Source organism: Leisingera aquaemixtae (assembly GCF_019801145.1).
Lineage (GTDB): Bacteria > Pseudomonadota > Alphaproteobacteria > Rhodobacterales > Rhodobacteraceae > Leisingera > Leisingera aquaemixtae_A.
This window is the reverse complement of the sequence record NZ_JAHVJQ010000011.1, coordinates 84,536-105,849: the sequence shown is the minus strand read 5'-3', so window position 1 is coordinate 105,849 and position 21,314 is coordinate 84,536. Positions and strand designations below refer to the sequence as shown.

The 21,314-nt window shown below is 63.6% G+C and carries 18 protein-coding genes; 13 read left to right on the top strand and 5 right to left on the bottom strand.

Features of this window, described 5'->3' with window-relative positions; genetic code table 11:
* A complete protein-coding gene (locus tag KUW17_RS20230) occupies window positions 1–1,029 on the top strand; it encodes a glycosyltransferase family 2 protein (RefSeq protein WP_222482116.1) in 1,029 nt (342 codons plus the stop codon).
* A gap of 7 nt (window positions 1,030–1,036) precedes the next feature.
* Entirely contained in the window at window positions 1,037–2,074 is a 1,038-nt protein-coding gene (locus tag KUW17_RS20225) for a hypothetical protein (protein WP_222482115.1), read from the top strand.
* Window positions 2,075–2,103: 29 nt separating this feature from the next.
* Here KUW17_RS20225 and glf read toward each other — a convergent pair whose 3' ends face one another.
* Window positions 2,104–3,267 (bottom strand): UDP-galactopyranose mutase, encoded by a 1,164-nt coding sequence (gene glf / locus KUW17_RS20220; protein WP_222482114.1) that lies wholly within the window; start codon window positions 3,265–3,267, stop codon window positions 2,104–2,106.
* A 206-nt stretch (window positions 3,268–3,473) separates the two neighbouring features.
* Window positions 3,474–4,361 (bottom strand): glycosyltransferase, encoded by an 888-nt coding sequence (locus KUW17_RS20215; RefSeq protein WP_222482113.1) that lies wholly within the window; start codon window positions 4,359–4,361, stop codon window positions 3,474–3,476.
* Window positions 4,362–4,716: 355 nt separating this feature from the next.
* On the opposite strand from KUW17_RS20215, the gene KUW17_RS20210 reads away from it, so the two are divergent.
* The 4 genes from KUW17_RS20210 to KUW17_RS20195 all read left to right on the top strand — a co-directional run bounded on the left by KUW17_RS20210 (window position 4,717) and on the right by KUW17_RS20195 (window position 8,401).
* Window positions 4,717–5,469: a sulfotransferase family protein gene (locus tag KUW17_RS20210; protein ID WP_222482112.1), complete on the top strand. Its 753-nt coding sequence runs from the start codon at window positions 4,717–4,719 to the stop codon at window positions 5,467–5,469.
* On the top strand, window positions 5,462–6,148 hold the full coding sequence (locus tag KUW17_RS20205) for a sulfotransferase (protein ID WP_222482111.1): 687 nt from the start codon (window positions 5,462–5,464) through the stop codon (window positions 6,146–6,148). The genes KUW17_RS20210 and KUW17_RS20205 overlap by 8 nt, the downstream gene beginning before the upstream one ends.
* Window positions 6,149–6,161: 13 nt before the next feature.
* Window positions 6,162–7,310, top strand: coding sequence for a hypothetical protein (locus tag KUW17_RS20200; RefSeq protein WP_222482110.1), 1,149 nt, complete (start codon window positions 6,162–6,164; stop codon window positions 7,308–7,310).
* A 236-nt stretch (window positions 7,311–7,546) separates the two neighbouring features.
* Window positions 7,547–8,401, top strand: coding sequence for a hypothetical protein (locus KUW17_RS20195; protein ID WP_261397315.1), 855 nt, complete (start codon window positions 7,547–7,549; stop codon window positions 8,399–8,401).
* A gap of 71 nt (window positions 8,402–8,472) precedes the next feature.
* Here KUW17_RS20195 and KUW17_RS20190 read toward each other — a convergent pair whose 3' ends face one another.
* The 3 genes from KUW17_RS20190 to KUW17_RS20180 form a co-directional block, all read right to left on the bottom strand.
* Window positions 8,473–10,302 (bottom strand): glycosyltransferase, encoded by a 1,830-nt coding sequence (locus tag KUW17_RS20190; protein ID WP_222482108.1) that lies wholly within the window; start codon window positions 10,300–10,302, stop codon window positions 8,473–8,475.
* Window positions 10,303–10,422: 120 nt separating this feature from the next.
* A complete protein-coding gene (locus KUW17_RS20185) occupies window positions 10,423–11,076 on the bottom strand; it encodes an ABC transporter ATP-binding protein (RefSeq protein WP_222482107.1) in 654 nt (217 codons plus the stop codon).
* 10 nt (window positions 11,077–11,086) lie between these two features.
* Window positions 11,087–12,514, bottom strand: a complete 1,428-nt coding sequence (locus KUW17_RS20180; protein WP_222482106.1) for a sugar transporter — start codon at window positions 12,512–12,514, stop codon at window positions 11,087–11,089.
* A 90-nt stretch (window positions 12,515–12,604) separates the two neighbouring features.
* Between KUW17_RS20180 and KUW17_RS20175 the strand changes: the two genes are divergently transcribed.
* The 7 genes from KUW17_RS20175 (at window position 12,605) to KUW17_RS20145 (ending at window position 21,300) form a co-directional block, all read left to right on the top strand.
* Complete coding sequence (locus tag KUW17_RS20175) at window positions 12,605–13,477, top strand: ABC transporter permease (protein WP_222482105.1); 873 nt, start codon at window positions 12,605–12,607, stop codon at window positions 13,475–13,477.
* A gap of 632 nt (window positions 13,478–14,109) precedes the next feature.
* The gene (locus tag KUW17_RS20170) at window positions 14,110–15,228 is read left to right on the top strand and encodes a glycosyltransferase family 4 protein (RefSeq protein WP_222482104.1); all 1,119 of its coding nucleotides are present in this window, start codon (window positions 14,110–14,112) and stop codon (window positions 15,226–15,228) included.
* Window positions 15,225–16,364, top strand: coding sequence for a glycosyltransferase family 4 protein (locus KUW17_RS20165; RefSeq protein WP_222482103.1), 1,140 nt, complete (start codon window positions 15,225–15,227; stop codon window positions 16,362–16,364). The genes KUW17_RS20170 and KUW17_RS20165 overlap by 4 nt, the downstream gene beginning before the upstream one ends.
* On the top strand, window positions 16,361–17,257 hold the full coding sequence (locus KUW17_RS20160; protein WP_222482102.1) for a sulfotransferase family protein: 897 nt from the start codon (window positions 16,361–16,363) through the stop codon (window positions 17,255–17,257). The genes KUW17_RS20165 and KUW17_RS20160 overlap by 4 nt, the downstream gene beginning before the upstream one ends.
* 141 nt (window positions 17,258–17,398) lie before the next feature.
* On the top strand, window positions 17,399–18,664 hold the full coding sequence (locus tag KUW17_RS20155) for a polysaccharide biosynthesis C-terminal domain-containing protein (RefSeq protein WP_222482101.1): 1,266 nt from the start codon (window positions 17,399–17,401) through the stop codon (window positions 18,662–18,664).
* Window positions 18,665–18,736: 72 nt separating this feature from the next.
* Window positions 18,737–19,912, top strand: a complete 1,176-nt coding sequence (locus tag KUW17_RS20150; RefSeq protein WP_222482100.1) for an O-antigen ligase family protein — start codon at window positions 18,737–18,739, stop codon at window positions 19,910–19,912.
* Between the two features lie 287 nt (window positions 19,913–20,199).
* Complete coding sequence (locus KUW17_RS20145; protein WP_222482099.1) at window positions 20,200–21,300, top strand: glycosyltransferase; 1,101 nt, start codon at window positions 20,200–20,202, stop codon at window positions 21,298–21,300.
* Window positions 21,301–21,314 lie beyond the last annotated feature (14 nt).

Sequence of the window (21,314 nt, the reverse complement as noted above, 5' to 3'; positions counted from 1 at the left end):
ATGACGCTTGACCTGACCATTGCCATTCCGGTCCGCAATGACACCGGCCACCTGATCCAGCTGCTGGCCAGCCTGGCGGCGCTGGACCTGGCGCGCCAGGTCATCGTGGCCGATGACGGCTCGGACGAGCCGGTGGCGGCCGCCGCCCTGGCCCGGGCCTCCGGCTTTCCGGCGGAGCGGCTGGCGGTGCTGCGTCTGGACCGCGGCCGCGGCGCCGGCGCCGCCCGCAACCTGGCGCTGCGCGCCGTGCGCACCCGGCATCTGCTGTTTCTCGACGCCGATGACCGCCCCACCCGCGAGCTGCGCAGTCTCTGCGCCGCCCTAGCGCAGGCGGGGGAGTTCGACTTCTGCATCTTCCAGCACCATGACAGCCGCCTGGCAAAGGACCGCCTGTTCGGCCAGCCCTGCCATGACCAGGCGTTCTGGGCTGCCGCAGGCCTGGCCCGGGGGGCGCTGGCGCCGGTCTCCGACGCTGCCGCCGCGCAGCTGGCGCAGACCGCGAACTACCCCTGGAACAAGATCTACCGGACCGAATTCCTGCACGCCCAGGGCATCACCTGCACTGAGATTTCGGTGCACAACGACGTCGAGCTGCACTGGATGAGCTTCCTCAAAGCCGGCCGCATCCTGGCCAGCGACCATATCGGCGTGGTGCATTTTGTCGATGAGGCCGGCCAGCGGCTCACCAACCGGTTCGGCCCGGAGCGGCTGCAGGTGTTCCAGGCCTTCGAGGCGGTCGCGCAGGAAATCCGCCGCGCACCGGAGCGCGGCCTCGGCCTGCCGTTCTACGCCTTCACCCTGGGGCTGATCGGCTGGATCCGGGACCGGATGCAGCCCGGCCTGCATCCGCGCCTGGCCGCCTCCGCCGCCGGTTTCCTGGAGCACAACCGGACCGCCGCGCAGCGGGCTGAGCTGCGTCGCCTGCAGCCGGAGGCCTATGAGCGGATCCTGCATCTGATCGCGGCCCATGCCCCGGCCAACCTGCCCGGCCTGCTGGAGGCGCCCGCTGCAGAGCGCCGCCGGGCCTGACCCCGCCATGGTTCTGCGCGCCCTGCTTCCCCGCCGCCGCCGCCCGCGCCAGGTCTGGCTGCACATCGGCCTGCCCAAATGCGGCTCCACCACGATCCAGCGCCACATGGCGGAGGCCTATGAGCAGCACCTGCAGCTTGGCCTCTGCTACCCGCAGAGCCACCGCTCTGCCACCGGCTACCGCAACCACATCCCGCTGGCCCGGCTGGCGGCGGAAGACCTGCCCGCCGCCCTGGCAGAGATCGAGGCCGAGGCGGACCGCCACGGCTGCCGCCGCATCCTGCTGTCCTGCGAGCATTGGACCAATGCGTTTTACACCGGCAGGCTGGCCGCGCTGGCCGAGGCGCTGCAGCAGCAGATGCCGGACTGGCAGATCCGCCTGGTTGCCTATTTCCGCAACCCCTATGACCTCGCGGAATCCAGCTATGCGCAGTTCCTGCGCGCCGGGCTGTTCGGGATCGACAAGCCGGCCTTCTTTGCCGCAGGCCCGCCCGGCATCGGCCGCTACCTCAGCTGTTTCGAGGAGAACTACGGCTTTCCCCTGCCCTCGCTGCTCGGCTTTGCGCAGATGCTGCAGGCCGGGCTCCCCGCCGGCAGCCTGATCCTGCGCTCGAACGAGCCTGCGGACCTCGACGCGCCGGACATGCTGAGCGATTTCTGCAGCCTGCTCAGCCTGCCGCCCCCGGCCGCAGCAGAGCGGCGCAACAGCCGCATCCTGCCGCGCAAGCTGGCCGAAATCGAATATGTGCAGACCCGGGTCAGCCAGCCGGTCTATGCGCAGCTGCGCCCGAAGCTGCTGAAACGGGATTTCACCCGCGGCGCCCCGCCCGGCCCCGCCCGCGGCAGCAGCCTGCACCTGAGCGCCGCCATGGCAGAGGAGATCACCCGGCGGCTGGAGGCCGAGCGCGGCCAGCTGGCGGCGCTGTTTGCCACCCGCACCGATGCGCTCTGCGCAGCCCGCCGCCAGGACTGGAGCCAGGCGGAGCTGCTGGACGAGGAGGCCCGGGCGCGGCTGCGCAAATTCATCCGCCGCCAAAGCCCCTGACCCCGCGCCTGAGCCGGCGCGGGCCGCCCTTACAAGGGCGCCGCGAAAAACGCCGGCGCCGCCTTGCCCGCCTGCTGGCACTCCAGGAAGCCGCGCGCCGCATCCAGCGCCTCGCGGATGGTCACATCCATGTCCAGGTAGCGGTAGGTGGCCAGCCGCCCGGTGAAGGTGACGCCGCGGGTCTCCTCCGCCAGCTTCACATAGGCCGCCAGGAGCTCCTTCTCCTTCACCTGGCGGATCGGGTAGTAGGGAATGTCGCCGGGCTCCGCCAGGCGCGAGAACTCGCGGTAGCAGACCGAGCCCTCGTGGCTTTCCCAGGGCGCGAAATGCTTGTGCTCGGTGATCCTTGTGTAAGGAACGGATTCCTCGCCGTAGTTCATCACCGCGCAGCCCTGGTAATCGCCCTGATGGGTGAAGCGCTCGAAATCCAGCGTCCGGTAGCCCAGCCGCCCCAGCTCGTAGCCGAAGTAGCCATCCAGCGGCCCGGAATAGAACACGTGATCATACTCCGCCGCCTGGGAGCGTTCGAAAACAGTCCCTAACCGGACCGAAATGCCCGGATGGTCGAGGATCTTTTCGATCATCGCGGTATAGCCGTTCTCCGGCATCCCCTGGAACTGGTGGAAGAAGTAGTTGTCGTCGTAGTTGAACCGCACCGGCAGCCGCTTGAGGATGGAGGCGGGCAGCTCGGAAGGATGCATGCCCCATTGCTTGACGGTGTAGCCCTTGAAGAAGGCCTCGTAGAGATCACGGCCCACGAAGCGCATCGCCTGCTCCTCGAAGGTCTGCGGGTCCCCGATGGTGGTGTCGGCCTGTTCATTGACGATGAAATCATGCGCCTCTTCCGGGCGCATCGTCTTGCGGAAGAACTGGTTGATGGTGTGCAGGTTCACCGGCAGCGAGAACACTTCCTGCTCGCCCGAGAGCCCGCGGGTGGTGGATTTCACCCGGTTCTTGTAGGGCTTGAAGGCCTCGAAGCGGTTCACATACTCCCAGACCTCGGCGTCGTCGGTGTGGAAGATATGCGGCCCGTAGACATGCACCATCACCCCGGTTTCCGCGTCGCGCTCGGTATGGCAGTTGCCGCCGGCATGGTCGCGGCTGTCCACCACGGTGACCGCATGGCCCGCCTCTGCCAGATGCCGCCCGATGACCGCGCCCGAAAGCCCTGCGCCCACGCATAGAATGTTCATGTGCTTGTCCTGTTCCTGGGAGACACCCGCCGTGTATATGCCCTCTACCAAGCTGCAGTGAAGCACTCCCTGCCGCTAATGTCACCTCCGGCAGGGAGTGCTGACTTGAACGAGCCCCTAACAAGGCCCCCGCCGCCCGCCCTGCAGCAGGGAGCCAGGCCATGTCATCAGCCGTGCCGCGGTTCTCACCTGCGGAAATGACAACGCTACGAGGCACGCTGGCTAAAGGCCTTGCCCGCAAGCGCGCCCTCCGGCGCCAATAGCAGATCCGCATCCAGATCGAACCGGCGGCGCAGTATCTGGCGGGCGCGGTCCGGCGCCAGTACCTGGCCCCGGTTGAGGTTCGAAATGCCGCCGTCGTTGTCCCCATGCACCGACCGCACGTACATGATCCGCGAGGGGTCTATGAAACAAGGGTAGAACATGGCCGCGTCCCGGTGCCCTTTCAGATAGTGGTGGCCAATCTCATCACGCGGGCTGACAATGGTGTAGCCCATCGACAGCGGCACCCGGTCACAGATATCAATCAGCTGCGAGCGCCCTTTGCCGTCGTTCTTCCAATAGACACCGCGGGTGGAGCTCAGCACCGTGGGTTTCTGGATCAACCCGGCATTAATCAGACGGCGGGCGCGGCGGCGCAGGCTGCCAACAAAATCCACAGCCAGCGCATCGTCGTCATCCAGCCGGAACAAGCTGACATGCTCGGCTTGCGGGTCAATGACCTGCTCGAAAGCGCGGCGCACGGCATCGGCCAGAGGCATCTGCGGCAGCGCAACGATCCGCACGCCGGGCACATCCGAGACGATCTCCTCCAGCCGGCGCCGGTGTTCCGGCGGCATCCGTTCGGAAACCAGATAGATCATCGAGAAATTGCGGTCGCCCTGCGTCTTCAATGAATGCGCATTGAGCAGCTCCAGCATGCGGAAGCGGAAGGCGATCCGGTTGTCGTCAAACAACGCCCGCAGAAGCTGTGTTTCGTCCTGATGATCCCGAGCGGCCTGGAACCGGTCGGCCGCCGCATAGGAGAAAGGGACAATCCCGATGATCTGGTTTTTCAAAGCCGTGAGATCCTGCATCCAAGGGGTGAAAACCATGTTCTGACTATCTGCCCCTCCCCAATGCTTCAAGGGCTATATTCCCTGACGGCCGGGTGTTGCCACGGCGCTATAGGCCGCCATCCCACCCCACCACATCCTGCTGGAGCAGCGGCCCGCAAGCCGCTATGAGAAACTGAACTGCAAACCGCGACCCAGCCGCAACGAGGGAACGATGAAAAAGCCAGCATATTCACCTCAGAATGCTGCGGCAGAAGCCGAAGAGACTGCCCGGACGATCCGCAGGCTCCTGCAGGAAAGCCGGTTCAGCCAGGCGCGCGAAACGCTGGACGCTCTTGGTAGGTCCAGTCTTCAAGTGAAACGCCGGCGGGTTCGGACCCAACCGGCGGCTTCAGTGCGACTCAAGCGTCCGGTGTTCATCTGCGGCCTGCACCGCAGCGGCACAACGCTGCTGCACGACTATCTTTGCGCCCATTACAAGGTCAGCTTCTTTCAATCTGCCAAAGTGCCGGAGAACGAAGGCCAGTTCTTGCAGGATGTCTATATGGCGGAACGTCCGTTCGGCGGGCCCGGCGCCTTCGCTTTTTATCCGCAGATGCAATTTACCCCGCTGAAAAAGCCTGGGCGGGCACGCAAGACAGCCGGCCGCCTGCTGGCCCAATGGGATAGCTGGGCAACCGGAGAGTCCCCGATACTTCTGGAGAAATCACCGCCCAATATCGTGCGCATACCCTATTTCCGCAGCCTGTTTCCCAATGCCCGTTTCATCGTATGGACCAGAGACCCCCGGGCCGTCACCTTGTCGACCCGCAAATGGCACAAACTGCCCGTCCCCCAGCTCATGGCGCATTGGAACACCGCTTACATGAAGGCCTTCCAGGATCTCAGCGAGGACTGCATCCTCGCCCGTTACGAGGATTTCTGCGAAGACCCAAGCGGCACGGCAGAACGGCTTGCGACCTTCTGCGGCCTTGAAAAACGCAGCGCGCCCTTGCCAATGGCCGAGCGCTTCTGCGCGGTGAAAAACTCCAACGCCAAATACATTGCCGATTTCCCCGCGGCCTACCGGACCCGCAATCTGGTCCGGGCCTGGGAATACTTCGGCTACACTTTTTCCAGCAATCACGGGACCGCTGCCAATGACTGATGCCGCCTCCAGCCAAGAGCGCACCATTGCCGTTCAGATCGGCTTCAACAAATGCGCCACCCTGTCGCTAACCCGGCTGTTCAACCGCAGCGGCGTCAATTCGCTGCACTGCAACTGGTCCAAAGGCAAGGGACGGCAGGAAAAACCGCCCTACCAGGCTAGGATCCACCGCAACCTGACAGCCGGCAGGCCCGCTTTCGAAGGGCTTGAGCGCTTCTCCGGCTTCTTCGACCTGGAACTGATCCGCACCAAGCGCCATTACGAGAACTTCAAACAGTTCCAGGCTATTGCCGAGGCCTACCCGAACGCGAAGTTCATCCTCAACACCCGTGACAAGGCCAAGTGGCTGCGCAGCCGCGCCCGCCATACAAACGGGCTCTATCTGTCCAAGAACATGGCGCTCTACAACGAGAGCGAAGACCAGGTGTTTGCCCGCTGGTCGCGGGAATTCGATAGCCATCATGCCAATGTCCGCGCCTATTTCTCGGATAAGCCCGGCCGGCTGGCGGAATTCGACATTGCTGCTGACCCCATCAGCAAGATCACAGATTTCTTCGCCCCCGAATTCGCGCTCGACCCCGCCCACTGGGAGCATGCCCACAAGACCAGCGACAAAAGCTGGGCCCAACAGGAAGAGGACCGCTGGAGCAGTTTCGACTTCTCGCGTTTCAGCGCATGAAGGGAAGCCACCCATGATACAGGATCTGCTAGTACACACCGGCGACCCCAAGACCGGAACCAGCTCGATCCAATCGGTGCTCAACGCCGGCGCCTGGCGCTGCAGCACTGCGCAGTTGGTGCCCCAGCAGCACCTCAACAACGCGCCCCTTGCCAATGCGCTGAAGGCAGACGCCGACCCCGCCCTTGTAGAGGCGCAGTTCGGCAGCCTCCGGGACTGGTTCTCATCCCGCGACGGCGGCACCGGCGTGATCTCCACCGAGTTTCTGGCCCGGCGCAGCCCGCATCGGCTGCGGGAAGTGCTGGCAGATTATTTCCCCGGCCTGCCCGTCCGCACGATCTCCTACGTGCGCCCGCATGCCTCGCGCGCGGTCTCAGCCTACGGCCAGCGGCTGAAGACCGGCACCTTTGACGGCTCGCTGCCGGATTTTTGCCGCTTCATCACCACCGTACCCACCCTTTATTACGCCAAACGGTTCCCGGCCTGGCGCGAGGTCTTCGGCAGCGGCATGATCCTGCGCCCCTTTGTGCGCAGCGCGCTGCGCGAAGGCGATGCGGTGTCCGATTTTCTCTCTCACGCCTTGGGCACCGGCGATTTCGAGCTGCTGCCCCTGGACACGGTCAACGAAGCGCTCTCCGTGGCGGAGCTGTCAGGCCTGCGCCTTGTCCAGCAGGTCCTGCGCGGCCGGGAGGTGACAGACCACCACAGGCTAGCCCTTGGCGGCGCGCTGCAGCGCAAACTGTCCGCCGTCCCCGGGCGCCGCGGCGAAAAACCGGTGCTCGACCAGGCCAGCGCCAGCCGTCTTTTGACGGCGTTCCAAGCGGATGCACAAGCCTTGGACAGCCAGTTCTTCGGCAAGTCCGTTCTCGAAGAAGAGCTGCTGCGGAGCCACGGCAGCGCATCCCGGACCGGGCAGGACTTCTCCCCCGAAGCCCATTTCCTCCCCCGCCAAAGGATCCGGCTGGACAAGGCAGCGGCCCGTATAGCTTCTTTGATCCGAAAAATGCCCAAAGCCTGGCGCCAAGAATATCAGGTATCAGTATCGCAGCGCGATCCCCAGGACATCGAGGATCGCTCCCTGGCCCAGCGAAGGAACGCCAAAGCTGTCTGGGAAACCTTGGATGAAATAGCCGCCATCCTGGCACAGCCGAAAGCTGCGTAGGGCAGGAATATCCTTTGGCACTTGATGTCGAAACCCGTTAAGCATCACTTAGAAAGCCACAGGCCGTCGGCCGCAGAACATCACAGGTACCCAGGTTGAAACGCACACTGATCCTTCACATTGGCGCCCACCGGACCGCGACCTCTGCCCTGCAGGAATACCTTCATGCCAATTCCGCGCAACTTCTAACAAAGGGCTACTTCTACCCGTTTAGGGTCCGCCGCCATCTGAAGCTGATGAACAATCTGTTCAGCGGCAAGCGTGCTCCGGCCGAGGTGGCACAGACCCTTACAGAACGGGCGGACAAGCGCACGCAGCGGATCCATACGGTGATCCTCAGCGACGAAGACATCTGCATGCGCCACGACCTGGGGGTTCTTGCCGCGTTCCGCGAATGGTTCGACGTCAAGCTGGTCTTCACCCTGCGCCGCCAGGACAGCTGGCTGGAAAGCTGGTTCTTCCAGAACATCAAATGGCAATGGAACAAGAAGCTGAGCCATTGCACCTTCGATGAATTCATGGCCCTGCGCGAGGATTTCCACTGGATCCACTACGACCGCTACCTGCGCCATCTCGAAGAGCTGTTCGGGCAGGAGAACATCATCCTGAACGTGCATGAGCGGGACCAGATGAAAGGCGGCCCGATCGAAACCTTCTGCGACAGCATCGGCCTGACGGACCGCAGCGGCTTCAGCGCTCCGGGCCATATCAACGAAAGCTATTCACCCGCGATGTCCGAATTTATGCGCTGCCTGCCGCTGGATGAGGCCGCCCCCGGCTACCGCGGAATGCTGACTGCGGCCTGCGCCCGGATCGACCAGGCGCTGAATGGCGGCGGCAGGAAACAGTCCGAACGGCTGATGCCGCCAGCGCAGCGCGCCGCGGTAATGACGGAATATGCCGACGGCAACCGCGCCGTCGCACAGCGCTATTTCGGTCGCGAGGAGCTGTTTTTTGACCCGCTGCCCGCTGCCGATATCCCGCTAGCCCGGATGGAGCTGCCCGCCGACAGCTACACGCTGATGCGCGATCTGGTCACTCCGCTGATGCAGGCAGTGATTGCCCATCAAGCGGCTGAAAAGGAACAATAATAACCAAAGGGCCCGGTTCCCGCCGCCAAGGCGGGAACCGGGCCCTTTGCATTTTTCCGCCGTTCCGGCTGTTACTCCGCCGCCTGCCGCTCCTGCGGTGCGGCAAAGCCCAGCCTGGCCTGCCAGTAGTCATCGCTGGTCAGCTGCCCGTAGCGGCTGCGGTATTCCGCGGCCAGAGCATCATAGCCCTTCAGGAAGGCGCGGGCGTTGCGCAGGAAGCGCCCGGTCTCGCGCCAGGCGGCAGATTTCGAATGGCGGACGGTGTAGGATTTCGTGCGCTCCGCATTGAGGCAGGTGATCTCTGCCGCGCCCCAGGCAAAGCCGATGTGGCTGCGGTTCTGCGCCTCCAGCGTGATCTTGCCGCCCAGCCGGGCAAAGCCAGGGATCAGCAGGCCGTTGAGGGTCAGCTTCATCAGATGCCGCTTCCAGGCCGCGGGCGGGTGGTGGCGCACCGGCGGCAGCTCCCGGCGCGGGTCCAGATCCTGCCATGCTTCGCTGGTGGTCAGCGCCTTCAGGTCCGCCCGGCGCCCGGCCATGTCGGCGTTTTCGTCAAAGAAGCCGGGGCCTTGCATCACGTCCTCCACCGCCAGGTTGATGGCGGCCAGGGTGTCGTAATGCATCCGCGGCAGGTTGCGCAGGAAGAACCAGGCGGCGATCTTCAGCACCCCCCGCGCGCCCACGTCCATCTGCGGCAGGCTCAGGTGGTGCGCCATATGGCTGCGCAGGTCCAGGTACCAGGTCTGCGGGCTTTCCTTCTCGGTGAAGCTTTCCTGGAACGAGACCACCCCGTTGAGGGTGGTGATGTTGAAATCATTGGCCAGCGAGAAGCTGACATCGTCGCCGCGCACGAAAAACGGGAAGGCCAGGTGCTCTGCCTGCGCCACCGGGAAGGCGAAATACCACCAGCCGCCGTAGAAATCCTCCGGCACCGGCTGCGCCGTCTCATGCTCCATCGCCAGCATCCGCGCCATGTCGCGCAAGTCGGTGCCCATGTGCAGCGGCTGGCAGCGGGCGAAGAACCGGGCGCCGTTTTCCCAGATCGCCCAGCGGTGCTGCTCGCTGATCATAGCGCCGGCCACCGCGGTTTTGGGATCCTCGGCATAGGCCAGGAACATCCAGGTGCGTTCCAGGCTCTGCATGTGGATCGAGGCGTCGTCATCCATGAACAGGCAGTGCGAGGCGCCCTGCGCCCGTGCCTCCAAGAGGCCGCGGGTGAAGCCGCCTGCGCCGCCCAGGTTCTCGTTCGGCACCAGGGTGACGCCCTCGCGCGGCGGCAGATCCACCGACTGGCCGTTGTCGGTGACGATCATCTGCACATGCGGCTTCATCCAGGAGGAGTCGCGGAAGGCCGCGAACCGCTCCACCGTGCGCGCCACCGCCGCCTCGCGCTTGAAGGTGGTGACCGCCAGCGCCAGCTGCGGCGCCCGCCGCGGCGCGTCCCGGGTCTGCCAGCTGGCCCCGGACAGCCGTCCCGGCCCCATCGCGCGCAGCTCGAAGAACAGCACCCCGGGCCTGAAACCGGGCGCCAGCACATGGTCCAGATCCACCCGCAACCGCCCGTCCTGCGGAAACTCCGCATAGGTGCTCACCACCCGGTCCCAGGACTGGCCGCGCGGCACCAGGAACACCACCAGCTCAAAGGCGCCCTCGCCTTGCAGCTCCAAACTCAGGCTCTGCAGCCCGCATTCGCGCTGCCATTTCTCCAGGTTGAACAGATTGAACCAGCTGCCGAAGGACACATGGCCGCCTGCCTCGAAGCGCAGCTCGCGCTGATCCGGCAGCACCGCAACCGGCCCCTGCGGCCGCAGGTACAGCTCCTGCTCGGTGCAGATGCCAAGCTCCGGCCATATCAGCCCCTGCAGCGCCGCCGCGCCTGTTGCAGCCAGCATGTCCTTCGCCATCGGTAAACTCCTTTGCCCGGCACCCTCAATCACACGGGAGCTGCATACTGGAGCTGCGCGCAGAAATAAATTGCTCATTGCCGTGCAGCCGCAGAAACCCGCCGGCGGGCAGCTGGGCTGTTATTCCAGCATTTCCTCATGCACCGCGATGGCCTCCTCCAGGTCATCGAAATAGCGCACCCGCCCGGCTTCCAGCACCAGGCCGGCATCGCAGAACTGGCGGATCTGGCTCATCGAGTGGCTGACCATGATGGCGCCCGACAGCTTCATCCGGTCGGCAAAGACCGCGCGGCTCTTGCGGCGGAAGGCCTGGTCGCCAACCGCGGTCACCTCATCGACCAGATAGGTGTCGAAGCGGATCCCCATCGAGGCGCCGAAGGTCAGCCGCGAGCGCATGCCGGAGGAATAGCCGCGCATCGGCATGTGGTAGAATTTTCCCAGTTCCGCAAAATCGCCGACGAAGTTCACCAGGTCATCGGTGTCGACGCCATAGATCCGGGCGATGAAGCGGACGTTTTCCGCCCCGGTCAGATCCTTGTGGAACGACCCGCCCAGCCCTACCGGCCAGGAGATGGTGCCGTCCGAGACCACCCGCCCGCTGTCAGGCCTGAGCGTGCCCGCGATGATCTGCAGCAGCGTCGACTTGCCGGCGCCGTTGCGCCCCAGGAGCGCCAGCGAGCGCCCCGGCGGCAGCGTCAGGTTCAGATTGTCGATCACCACCTTGCGCTCGCCCTTGAGCCGGAAGCTCTTGGTCAGGTTCTCCAGCCGGATCATCGCCCTGCCCTCAGCTGCGGTCGCGGACCGAGTAATAGACCAGCGCCCCGATCGACCAGCCCAGCAGCAGGAACAGGGCAGCGAGCGCGCTTAGCATGAACCGGCGCGGGTACTCCGCCTCCTCGGCCAGGGTCGGGGTGATATAGGTGGCCAGGTAGCGGCTCTGGCGGGCGGCCTCGTCGCGCGCCACCTCCAGCGCCGCCAGCGCCGCGCGGTAGGTTTCCTCGGCAAACTCGCGGTCCACCGTCAGCCGCTCGAACTCGGAAATCAGGGTCGGGTAATCCTCGCCGACGCCGCCGGTGTCGGTGTTGCTGGAGGCGAAGGTCTGGCGCTCGATATTGATGCGCCCGCGGATCACCTCGATCTGCTGCTGCGCCTTCTTCAGCCGCACGTCGCTTTCGGCCACCGAGCCCGCAAGCAGGTCGTATTCAATGAGCGCCTCGGCCAGCTGCTGCTGCAGGTTGTTCATCACCCCCATGCGGCCCTGGATGTCGGCCTCGGGATCGACGATGCGGGTGCGGGTGCGGAACCGGGTCAGCGCCTCGCGCGCGGCCTTCAGCCGTTCCACCGCCTCCTCCAGGTCGGTTTCGGCATAGCGCATGGCATCGGCGCGGGCCTGGTCGTTGAGCGCATTGATGCGGATCTGGCTTTTCTCGACCACGGCGCGGGTGATCGCCCGGGCGGTTTCGGCATCAAAAGCTGTGACCTGCAGCTCGGTCAGCCCGGAGCCGCTGTCATAGGAGATGCGGGCGACGCGCTGCCAGAACCAGACCAGCTCCTCCAGGGTGGCATCGGGCCAGATCGAGAACACCCAGTCGCCTGGCCAGTGCTGGCTGTAATGGGCGCGCAGGTCCACCCGGGCATTGACCGCCTCGGCCATTTCCTGGCTCTGGATGAACTCATAGAGGATGTCGCTGTCCGAGGCGGTGGAGGCGCCGGCAAATGTGGCCAGCCCGCCCAGCAGGTCATTGGCGCCGGAGCTTTCCTGGCTGCGCACGGTGAAGCCCGCGGTGGAGGCATACTGGTCCTCGGCCACCGCAAACAGATAGAACACCACCGCCGCCAGCGGCAGCAGCACCAGCACCGCAAAGCTGGCGATCAGCCCGCGGTGGCGCGGCTTCAGGTGCGCGGGCCGGGCCACCGGATAGGCCGGGGTCTGGGCGATCTGCTGTTCCAGCCGCCCCGCCTTCTCGGCCAGCGCGGCCTGCCTGGCCTCGGCCTCGCGCATCTTGCGGCGCAGCTTCCGGAGCTTCCTGCCCCCCGCCGCGCCGCGCTTCTGCCCGGCCCCGGCGGCCGCTGCAGCGGCCCCTTTTTCCGCGGCTCCAGCCTCGCCGCCGGGCGTCTCCGGGGCGGGCGGCGGGGCCTGATCTGCGCGTTTGCGGCCGGTGCGGAACTGGGCGGCAGCCTTCTGCCGCGCCGCCGGGCGATCCTGTTTCATAATCTGCTATCCCGGCCTGCAGCCGTTTGTAATTGCCTCGTCTTTCTTTCATAGTATCGCCTGCACCGCGCGCATTCACAATGGGTATTCATGACCACCACACCATCTGCGGCCCGGCCCTCTGCCCGGCCCCCGGAGCTCTCTCCGGACGCCGCTCCGGACCAGTCTCCGGCCCTGCGGCCCGCCGTCGGGCGGGCGCGCCGCTTTGCCTCGCTGCGCACCGTGGCGGCGCTGGTGCTGCGCGAGATGTCGACCCGCTACGGCCGCACCCCCGGCGGCTACCTCTGGGCGGTGCTGGAGCCGCTGGCGGCAATCCTGTTTCTCTCCATCGGCTTCTCGCTGGTGATCCGGACCCCGTCGCTGGGGACCAGCTTCCTGCTGTTCTACGCCACCGGCTACCTGCCGTTCGACCTCTATAATTCGGTCTCCAACACCACCGCCCGGGCGGTGGGCTTCTCCAAGTCGCTCCTGAAGTTCCCGGCGGTGACCTGGCTGGATGCGGTGCTGGCCCGGTTCCTGCTGAACAGCCTGACCGGCGCCCTGGTGGCCATTCTGCTGCTGGGCGGCGTGCTGGCGGTCACCGACAGCCGCACGGTTCTGGACCTGCCTGCGGCGGTGCTGGCAATGGCGCTGGCAATGGCTCTGGGGCTGGGGCTGGGCACACTCAACTGCGCGCTGATGGGGCTATTCCCCTTGTGGGAAGTGGCCTGGTCTGTCCTAACCCGGCCGCTATTCCTGGCCTCCGGGGTCTTCTTTCTCTATGACGACATGCCGCCGCTGGCGCAGAATATCCTGTGGTACAACCCGCTGATGCATATCACCGGGCTGATGCGCAGCGGCTTTTACCCCAGCTATACCGCCTCTTACGCCAGCGTGACCTATGTGCTGGCCCTCAGCCTGATCCTGCTGGCGCTGGGGCTGGTGCTGATGGGCCGCTACCACCGCGATATCCTGAACCGTTGAGGCGCGGGGCCCGGAGACGGCCGGAACGGTTTGCCCCTTGGCTTCAGCCGAAGCCTCAAGCTTGGCGTGCCGGACAGGAGGCAAATAGGTCTTGGCTTGTTTCTTATGGGCCGGCATTTCTGCTCAGCAGCAGTCTGCTTGCTGGCGAATGGCCTATCCCCCCTTGGACCCGCATTTGAGCTGATTTTTTTCCGAACGGAGCCTGCAGCCTTACCAAATCCCGCCAGTTCCATCGTTTCCGTCCCCGCCGCTGACACGCTGTGCTTCAGCTCATTCGCCAGGGGTAGAGCCCATGATGAAATTTATTGCGGTACTGCTGTTTGGCTTGTCTCTGAGAAGGTCATTCACTACGACCTGAATGCAACAAGCCATTGATCGAGTATTTAATCATGTTGATTAACCCCGCCCTCCCGTGCGGAGGTTCCGGAGCACGCTTGCGGCCCCTGCCGCGCAAGAACTGCCCCTGGCAGTCTGCCCCGATCCTGGGCAAGGAGGCCTTTTTTCAAGCCTCAGCGCGCCGTTTGCCCGGAGACGGGGTCTTCCGCAGCCGGCCGGCCGGCGGGATCCGTGATGCGGCTGAAAAGGGGGGCACGAGGGATCTGTTTGGCGGCAGCTGACAAGAGGAAACGGCAATGGTGAAATTTACGTTGAACGGCCGCTTCTTGGTTCAGAATATTACTGGCGTGCAGAGGGTTGCGAGAGAAATCTTAGCGCAGCTAGACCACCTGGCCGGAATCGGCCAGATTCCCGCCCCAAGACTGCTTGCTCCGGCGAAGGGCAGCATCATCGCTCGGCCTGATCTGAAGACGATTCAAATCGAGCGTGTGGGCCGTTTGACCGGCCATGCCTGGGAGCAGCTGGAACTGCCGCTTTATGCAGGGAGAGATCCGCTTTTATGCCTGGGCAACACTGCTCCCGTGCTGCCGCTTCTCATGCCGCATCATAAAGTGGTCACGATGGTGCATGATCTATCGTACAAGTACTTTCCCTCTGCCTATAACTGGAAGTTTCGTGCATTTTACAATGCACTCATGCCTCTGGTTCTCCGTTTCAGCAGCCATGTCGCGACGGTGTCGCAAGCAGAACAGAATGCCATCGAAACGCATTATCCGTTTTTGGAGGGAAGCCCCCGGCTGAGCTATTTGCAAAATGGCGGCATTCCCGATCATCGTGTCAAAGAGCTGCAAAACGCGGAAATGCCAAAGGCCGAAGACCGGGGTTACGGGCTCTATGTCGGCTCTCTCACCAAAAGAAAGAACGCACATGGTGTTCTTCAAGGCGCGGTGGATTTTTTGCGCGCTTATCCCGGGATGCGGTTTGTGGTGATTGGTGCAACCGGCGCATCATTTGACGGGCCAAGCTTCAGCATTCCCGGCGAGATCGGGAATAGAATCGAATTCTGGGGGCAAATCGATGATGCTGAGCGGGTCTATGCAGCTTGCGCAGGGGCAAGGTTCATGTTGTTTCCCTCGTTTTACGAAGCGTCGCCATTGCCTCCCATCGAGGCCATGGCTTTTGGCTGCCCGGTGGTGGCATCGCGCATTCCCAGCTTGAGCGAACGCTGCGGCGGCGCAGCCGTCTATTGCGAAGCAGAGGACCCCAAAAGCATCAGTGCCGCAATCGGCAACCTCATGGAGGACCCGGAGCGCTGGCGCCAAGTCTCTGCCGCCGGCCGCAGCTGGGCGGCGCGGTTCTCCTGGGAAGGCCAGGCGCGCGGACTGGTCAGCCTGTGCCGGAAGGCCGCTGCATGACAGGTCCCAGGCTGCGCATCCTGCATGAAACGAACCCGGCGAAGTATTTCCCCGCGCTGTACGAACTGGCGGCGTGCGGGACTGCACAGCTTACCGGTGCGCATCGCTATTCGGTGCTGAAGGAGTGGCTGCGGGCCGGCTTGAAGGACCGGACCCCGCTGGTTCAGCGCACCCGGAACGCGCTGGAGGATCTGGCCTTTCGTTTGCGCCAGTGGCGGGTGCGGGATGAGATCATTGTCATGGGGTTTGCGCCCTGGGACTGGCGGCTCCTGCTTTACCGCGGGCTGGCCCGCAGAAACCGGGTTCTCTACCATACATCCTGGCACGATTGGCGGGCGGACCATACACCGCGGCAGCCTGTATTGCTGAGACCGGCGCTCCTGCGGATCTGGCGGGCGTTTCTCTCACATCCCAACGTTTCTGTCATTGCCGTGACGCCGGCGGCGGCAGACGCCGTCAAGTCGCAGATGGGGGCGAGCGCGCAGGTGATCCCCCATGCCGTGCCCGATGCCTTCTTTGAGGCGGGCAAAGCGCGTGCCCTGCAAGCCCCCTCCCGGAACCGCCTCCTCAAGCTGTTGTTCGTGGGGGAGGTGACCGCCAAGAAGGGGGTGCTTGTTTTGCGCAAGATCATGCCGGAGCTGGCAGCACAGGGCGTTGAACTCACGATTGTGGGCAACGGCGACCTTGCCGCGGAGCTGGAACGCGCACCGCAAAAGGGGATCCGCTTCTTGGGGCCGCTCCATGACCGTGAAGAACTTGCTGAAACAATGGCCGCTCACGATGTTCTGGTGCTGCCGTCGCAGCGCGTGAGGGGCTGGGAGGAGCTGTTTGGCATCGTGATTGCCGAAGCCCTGGCAGCAGGCCTTGCGGTTCTGGCCTCGGCGCATATCGGGCCCAAGGGTATTCTGGCCCCGGCCGGGGGAGCAGGGCTGTTTGATGACTCCGATCATGACGGGCTTGCGCTTGAGATTGCCGCCCTGGCCAGGGATCCTGACCGCCTGGCAGCGCTGAAGGCCCGGCAGGCGCCGATGGCCGAGCCCTACGCGATCGGCGCGGTGCGGCAGGCTTGGGAGGCGGCGATTGCAAGCGCACCGGAAGCTTCCGGCAAGACACCGAAACCGGAGAGGCACGCGTGAGTATCGATTTCATGATCCTGGGCGCGCAGAAAGCGGCCACCTCCGCCTTGCAAGCTGCCCTGAGAAACCATCCCGAAATCCATATGCCCAAGGGCGAAAGCACCTTTTTCGAGGACCCGGACTTCGCTACCCGGCCCTGGGAAGCATTTGGCGCCGGTCAGCCTGCCCGCCTAAAGGGTATCAAGCGGCCGGATAGCCTGTGCTCGAAGCAGAGCATGGAGCGGATTGCGCAGACGGTGCCTGAAGCCCGGTTCATTGTGGTTCTGCGCGAACCGGTCAGCCGCGCCATCTCCAGTTATTGCTACCTGCTGCGCCACGCGCACTTGCCGGCGCTTTCCTTGAATGACGGTCTTGAGCGCTGTTTTGATGCGTTCGAAGCGGGAGAGCACAGCCGCGCCGCAGAGGTACTGCGTTTTGGTCTTTATGGAGCCTACTTGCGGAAGTGGCAGACATTGTTCCCGCGCGAGCGTTTCCTGGTGCTTTCGCAAAAGCAGGTCTCGGGTGCGCCGGAGACGGCGCTTGGCCTTGTGGCAGAGCATCTGGAGGTGAGTGCCGCGCCGCTGTTCGCAGCTCTGAGGGGCGGAGCGATCGGCGAAAACAATACCGGGCTTTATGATCCGGCCATGCTGCGGCTGGCGAGGCTGGGGAGCACGCTCAAGACCCGGCCGTTGCCAGGAACGGTGCGGCGCGTCCCGCGCAGTCTTCCACCGCGTGCCATTGGCTTTGCCATCACCCGGCTGGCCGAGGAGCTGGCCCGGCGGCGCGGGCAGGCCCGCGAGTCCCTTTCTCCGGAAATGCGCGCCCGGATGGAAGCGCTTTACGCTTCGGACATGCCTGCGCTGCGCGCCTGTGCCCCGGCAGAGGCCATCTACTGGAACAGTGAAGCGTTTTGATATGGCGCCCGGCAGTCCAGCACACCCGCGTCCGCCAGCAGGCATCCCGTGTCGCGGACGCGTGAAACCGGCACCGGAAAAAGAAGAGGCTCTTACGTGAAACGACTCCTAGCCCCGCTTGCCAAGGTGCTGAGCGCGCGAATGATCGCTCTCCTCCTGGTGTTCCTGCAAACGCTGGTGATGACCCGCGTCCTGGGGGTGGAGGTCTTCGGGCTGTTGTCTTTTGCCATCTCAATCAGCGCGCTGCTCAATCGGGTGCTGTCGATGGGGCTTGATCAAGTCCTGATGCGCGAACTCGCCCGCGACGGCCCGGATCAGGCAGGGTCCGGCCCCGTCTGGCAAGCGTGCTGGCGGCTTGTCGGCAGGGTTACGGCGCCTCTGGTTTTGGCCATTGCGGCCATTGGCCTCCTGCTGAGCCTGGCAACGCCGCTCTTCGGCCCCTACCGGATGACACTGGCTGCAGCCTTTGCCACGCTGCCCCTTCTGATTTGCCGGAAATACGCTGAATCGCTGATTTTGGGCGCCAAGCAGGCAGTCCGTTCGATTCTGGGCAGCCAGATCGCCTATCCGGCGCTGATGATCCTGGGGGCGCTTCTGACCTGGGGGCTGGGCATGCCAGCCACCGGCGGAACGGTATCGGCAGTCTATAGCGCAGCCATCCTGGGAAGCCTGCTCTGCGCGGTGATTATGCTGCAGCCGACACGGGAGCGCCTGCGCGCCAGCAAGGCCGCGGCAACCGCGCCGCGGATTGCCGCCCGCACGGTGGCCATGAGCGGCGCGCATTTCGCCTTTATCGGGATTGGGATCGTCCTGACACAGCACGTGGACGTGCTGATGATCGGCCTCATCATGGGGCCGGAAGAGGCCGCGCTTGTGCGCATTGCCACACGGGTGGCCGAAATGGCCGGGCTGATGCAGACCATCGTCCTTCTGCAATACAAACCCCTTGTTGCAGAGGCGCATGGGAAGGGCGATCTGGACCTGCTGCAAAAGCATGTCACGGCCATGACGCTGCTTTTTGTCGTTACCGGCATACCTATCACCCTGGGCCTCTGGATCTTTGCCGAAGAAACCATGTCCGTCTTCGGGCCCGGCTTTACCGAGGGGGCCTGGGCAATGCGGATCTATGTGCTGGGCGTAATGTCGATGCTGGTCTGCGGGCCATCGACCCACATTCTGTCGCTATGCCGCGAGGAAAGGCGGGCCAGCCGCGATGTGGGGGTCGCGCTTGGCATACAGGTGGCGCTCAATCTGCTGCTCATCCCGGTGTTCGGCATCATGGGCTGCGCGTTTGCGAACCTTCTTGCCCTGCTTTCACTTTCATTTCTTGGCAGGTATAACGCTGCGCGGCACATCGGCATCGAAACTTCCGTTCTTTCATTCAGAAAATTATCCACTGAAAGGTAATTGCGGCGTGCGGACCCCGCCAGGATATCACGGCTTGCTGATCACGGCTGCGTCCCGGGCGCTTTTTGAGCGATGATTGCTTTTTCCTTCAAGATACTCCTGTGGTCATGCTTTGTCCCGGTCGCCATGCTGACGCCTGTTGGCTTTGTGTCGGTGGTGGATGTCACGGTTGCGTGTTTCTTTGTTCTTTCAATGTACACGTCGCTGACCAGGGGCAGGATCCTGGCATCAAACCCCTTTGCGCTCTTCGCCTTCATCCTTTCCTTTGCCGTTGTCGTGACGGTGCAGCTGCAATCAGGCCTGCTGGGGGATGCAGGCACAATTCTGAAACACCTCGAGTTCCTTGTCCTGATCCCCCTTTCGGTGTCGGTTAGCTTCCGGGAATTGAGCCGGTTAAGGGTCTGCGAGATCGCGTCGAGCGTGGGCTGGGCAAGTTTCCTGCTTTTGCTTTCGGCGGCCGCCAGCGCTCTCCTGGGAGGAAAGCAAGGATTTGACATTTCCATTTGGGGCGCCCCCATTAACAAGAACGCCCTCGGGAGCCTGCTTCTGTTCGGAGCTTCGGCCTGGCTGTATCTGGCGTGCACGAAGAGCAAATGGTTCTGGCTTCATCTCCCGGCCTATTTATGCGCGATGCTCTTTTTCGAAGCCCGCTCGGCCGCCATTTCCCTGATTTTCCTCACCCCGGTAATATACGCCATGGCGCATGGCGGTAAGAAGTTCATCGTCTGGATGTGCGCCGTCTCTGCCGCCGTTCTGATTTTGGGAGTTCTCCTCGTTAACACGCCGGTGTTCCTGTACTACACGCAACGGCTGTATGAGGCCATGTCCCTGGACACGGCAGAGCTAACAAGCTCGTCTTCCAGAATCCTGCTGTGGTCCCTTGCTTTCGGCGAGTTTCTGCAAAAGCCGATCTTCGGATGGGGCATAGGCGGGTTCTCCTACGACGGCCCCGTTGTCTGGCTCAGGCACCTGGAAGAGCCGCACAATTTCATCCTTCAGATAATGCACAACGGAGGGCTCGCCCTCTCTTTGTCATATCTCCTGCTGTTCTTTGAAATTGCCCGGGCGTCCCGGCGGGAAATATTCTTCCTGGCGGTGTTTCTCGGATATTTCTCGAACATGCTGGCCTCAATACTCTTCAACCGCTTTGAGGGGCACTTGTTCTTTCTGATCTCATCTTTTGCCGTGTTCGTCTTCACGTCAGCAAAATACAAACGCGGGCCCGGTTCCGGGAACCGCAGCCCGTAGAAGCGGCCTTATGAAGAGGCAGGTCAATGCTCATCAGGATCCCGGGCGGAGAGCGGCGGCATGACCGGCATGCAATCCTGCCAGCGCATCAGAGCCGGCCGGAGACCGGGGGTTCCCGTCTGCTGGCGGGCGCAGCGGTATTCCCTGCGGCACCGCCCCGTGCCGCATGAGCAGAGGTTCACTGTGCCGCGGCACTTGCCCCTAAACCTTCACATGAAGAGATGGTATCGGTGCTGATCAATGCCGGCCCAAACCTGTCTCCGCTCGATTAGCATTCGGAATGCACAATGAAAGTTGCAATTATCCATTACTGGCTTGTTGGGATGCGGGGAGGAGAGAAGGTACTGGAAGCAATCTGCGACCTGTACCCCCAGGCCGATATTTTCACGCACGTCGCGATCCGTGAAAACCTGTCCGAAAAGCTGAGGCGGCATCGCATATTCGAAACCTTCATTGCCCGCCTGCCAATGGCGCGCAGGATGTACCAGAGCTATTTGCCGTTGATGCCCCGGGCGCTGGAAGCGATCGACCTCACCGGCTATGACCTGATCTTATCAACGGAAGCGGGGCCGGCCAAAGGGGTCATTGCCCCCCCCGATGCGCCGCATATCTGTTATGTGCATTCCCCGATGCGGTACCTTTGGGATCAGTACCACGCCTACCGGGAGGGCGCCGGATCCCTTGCCAGGCTTGCAATGCCCGTATTTGCGCCGGGCTTGCGAAGCTGGGATGTCACCTCCGCAGCGCGCGTGGATCATTTTCTGGCGAATTCGAACCATGTCGCGAACCGGGTGAGGAAATACTGGCGGAGAGAGGCCGATGTTGTATTTCCTCCGTGTGATGTGGCGGCGTTTTCACCGCGAAAGCAGGGCGGGCATGAGGAGTTTTACCTTTGGTGCGGAGAGCTGGCCCCCTACAAGCGCCCAGACATCGCCATCGGGGCATTCGAGCGGCTGGGCCTGCCGCTGAAAGTGATCGGAGGCCCGGAAAAAGCCAAGGGCAAATTCGCCGCGGCCGCCGCAAGCAATATTGAGTTCCTCGGCAAGGTGGATTTCGATGTGCTGCGGGACCATTTGGCGCGCTGCAAAGCGCTGATCTTCCCGGGCGAGGAGGATTTTGGCATCGTGCCCGTGGAGGCGCAGGCTTCAGGCCGCCCCGTGATCGCTTACGCGCGGGGAGGAGCGCTCGACACGGTGAAACACGGTGAAACCGGCTGGCTGTTCGATGACCAGAGCATTGACGGCCTAGTGGAGGCCGTGCGGGGGTTCGAGGCAGAAGGCCTTGCTGGCCTCAACCCCGGCACGCTCCATGAACATGCGGCGAATTTTGGCGTGAAGCAGTTTCAGGAAGGTTTCAGGCGCGCGGTTGAGGAGCAGCTCGCAAGGTAACGCGAAAGCCCGCT

What these genes read in the sequence shown, in the direction of transcription:
- KUW17_RS20230 (WP_222482116.1), top strand. Translation starts at nt 1, where the DNA reads ATGACGCTTGACCTGACCATTGCCATTCCGGTCCGCAATGACACCGGC.
- KUW17_RS20225 (WP_222482115.1), top strand. Translation starts at nt 1,037, where the DNA reads ATGGTTCTGCGCGCCCTGCTTCCCCGCCGCCGCCGCCCGCGCCAGGTC.
- glf (WP_222482114.1), bottom strand. Translation starts at nt 3,267, where the DNA reads ATGAACATTCTATGCGTGGGCGCAGGGCTTTCGGGCGCGGTCATCGGG.
- KUW17_RS20215 (WP_222482113.1), bottom strand. Translation starts at nt 4,361, where the DNA reads ATGGTTTTCACCCCTTGGATGCAGGATCTCACGGCTTTGAAAAACCAG.
- KUW17_RS20205 (WP_222482111.1), top strand. Translation starts at nt 5,462, where the DNA reads ATGACTGATGCCGCCTCCAGCCAAGAGCGCACCATTGCCGTTCAGATC.
- KUW17_RS20200 (WP_222482110.1), top strand. Translation starts at nt 6,162, where the DNA reads ATGATACAGGATCTGCTAGTACACACCGGCGACCCCAAGACCGGAACC.
- KUW17_RS20195 (WP_261397315.1), top strand. Translation starts at nt 7,547, where the DNA reads ATGAACAATCTGTTCAGCGGCAAGCGTGCTCCGGCCGAGGTGGCACAG.
- KUW17_RS20190 (WP_222482108.1), bottom strand. Translation starts at nt 10,302, where the DNA reads ATGGCGAAGGACATGCTGGCTGCAACAGGCGCGGCGGCGCTGCAGGGG.
- KUW17_RS20185 (WP_222482107.1), bottom strand. Translation starts at nt 11,076, where the DNA reads ATGATCCGGCTGGAGAACCTGACCAAGAGCTTCCGGCTCAAGGGCGAG.
- KUW17_RS20180 (WP_222482106.1), bottom strand. Translation starts at nt 12,514, where the DNA reads ATGAAACAGGATCGCCCGGCGGCGCGGCAGAAGGCTGCCGCCCAGTTC.
- KUW17_RS20175 (WP_222482105.1), top strand. Translation starts at nt 12,605, where the DNA reads ATGACCACCACACCATCTGCGGCCCGGCCCTCTGCCCGGCCCCCGGAG.
- KUW17_RS20170 (WP_222482104.1), top strand. Translation starts at nt 14,110, where the DNA reads ATGGTGAAATTTACGTTGAACGGCCGCTTCTTGGTTCAGAATATTACT.
- KUW17_RS20165 (WP_222482103.1), top strand. Translation starts at nt 15,225, where the DNA reads ATGACAGGTCCCAGGCTGCGCATCCTGCATGAAACGAACCCGGCGAAG.
- KUW17_RS20155 (WP_222482101.1), top strand. Translation starts at nt 17,399, where the DNA reads ATGATCGCTCTCCTCCTGGTGTTCCTGCAAACGCTGGTGATGACCCGC.
- KUW17_RS20150 (WP_222482100.1), top strand. Translation starts at nt 18,737, where the DNA reads ATGATTGCTTTTTCCTTCAAGATACTCCTGTGGTCATGCTTTGTCCCG.
- KUW17_RS20145 (WP_222482099.1), top strand. Translation starts at nt 20,200, where the DNA reads ATGAAAGTTGCAATTATCCATTACTGGCTTGTTGGGATGCGGGGAGGA.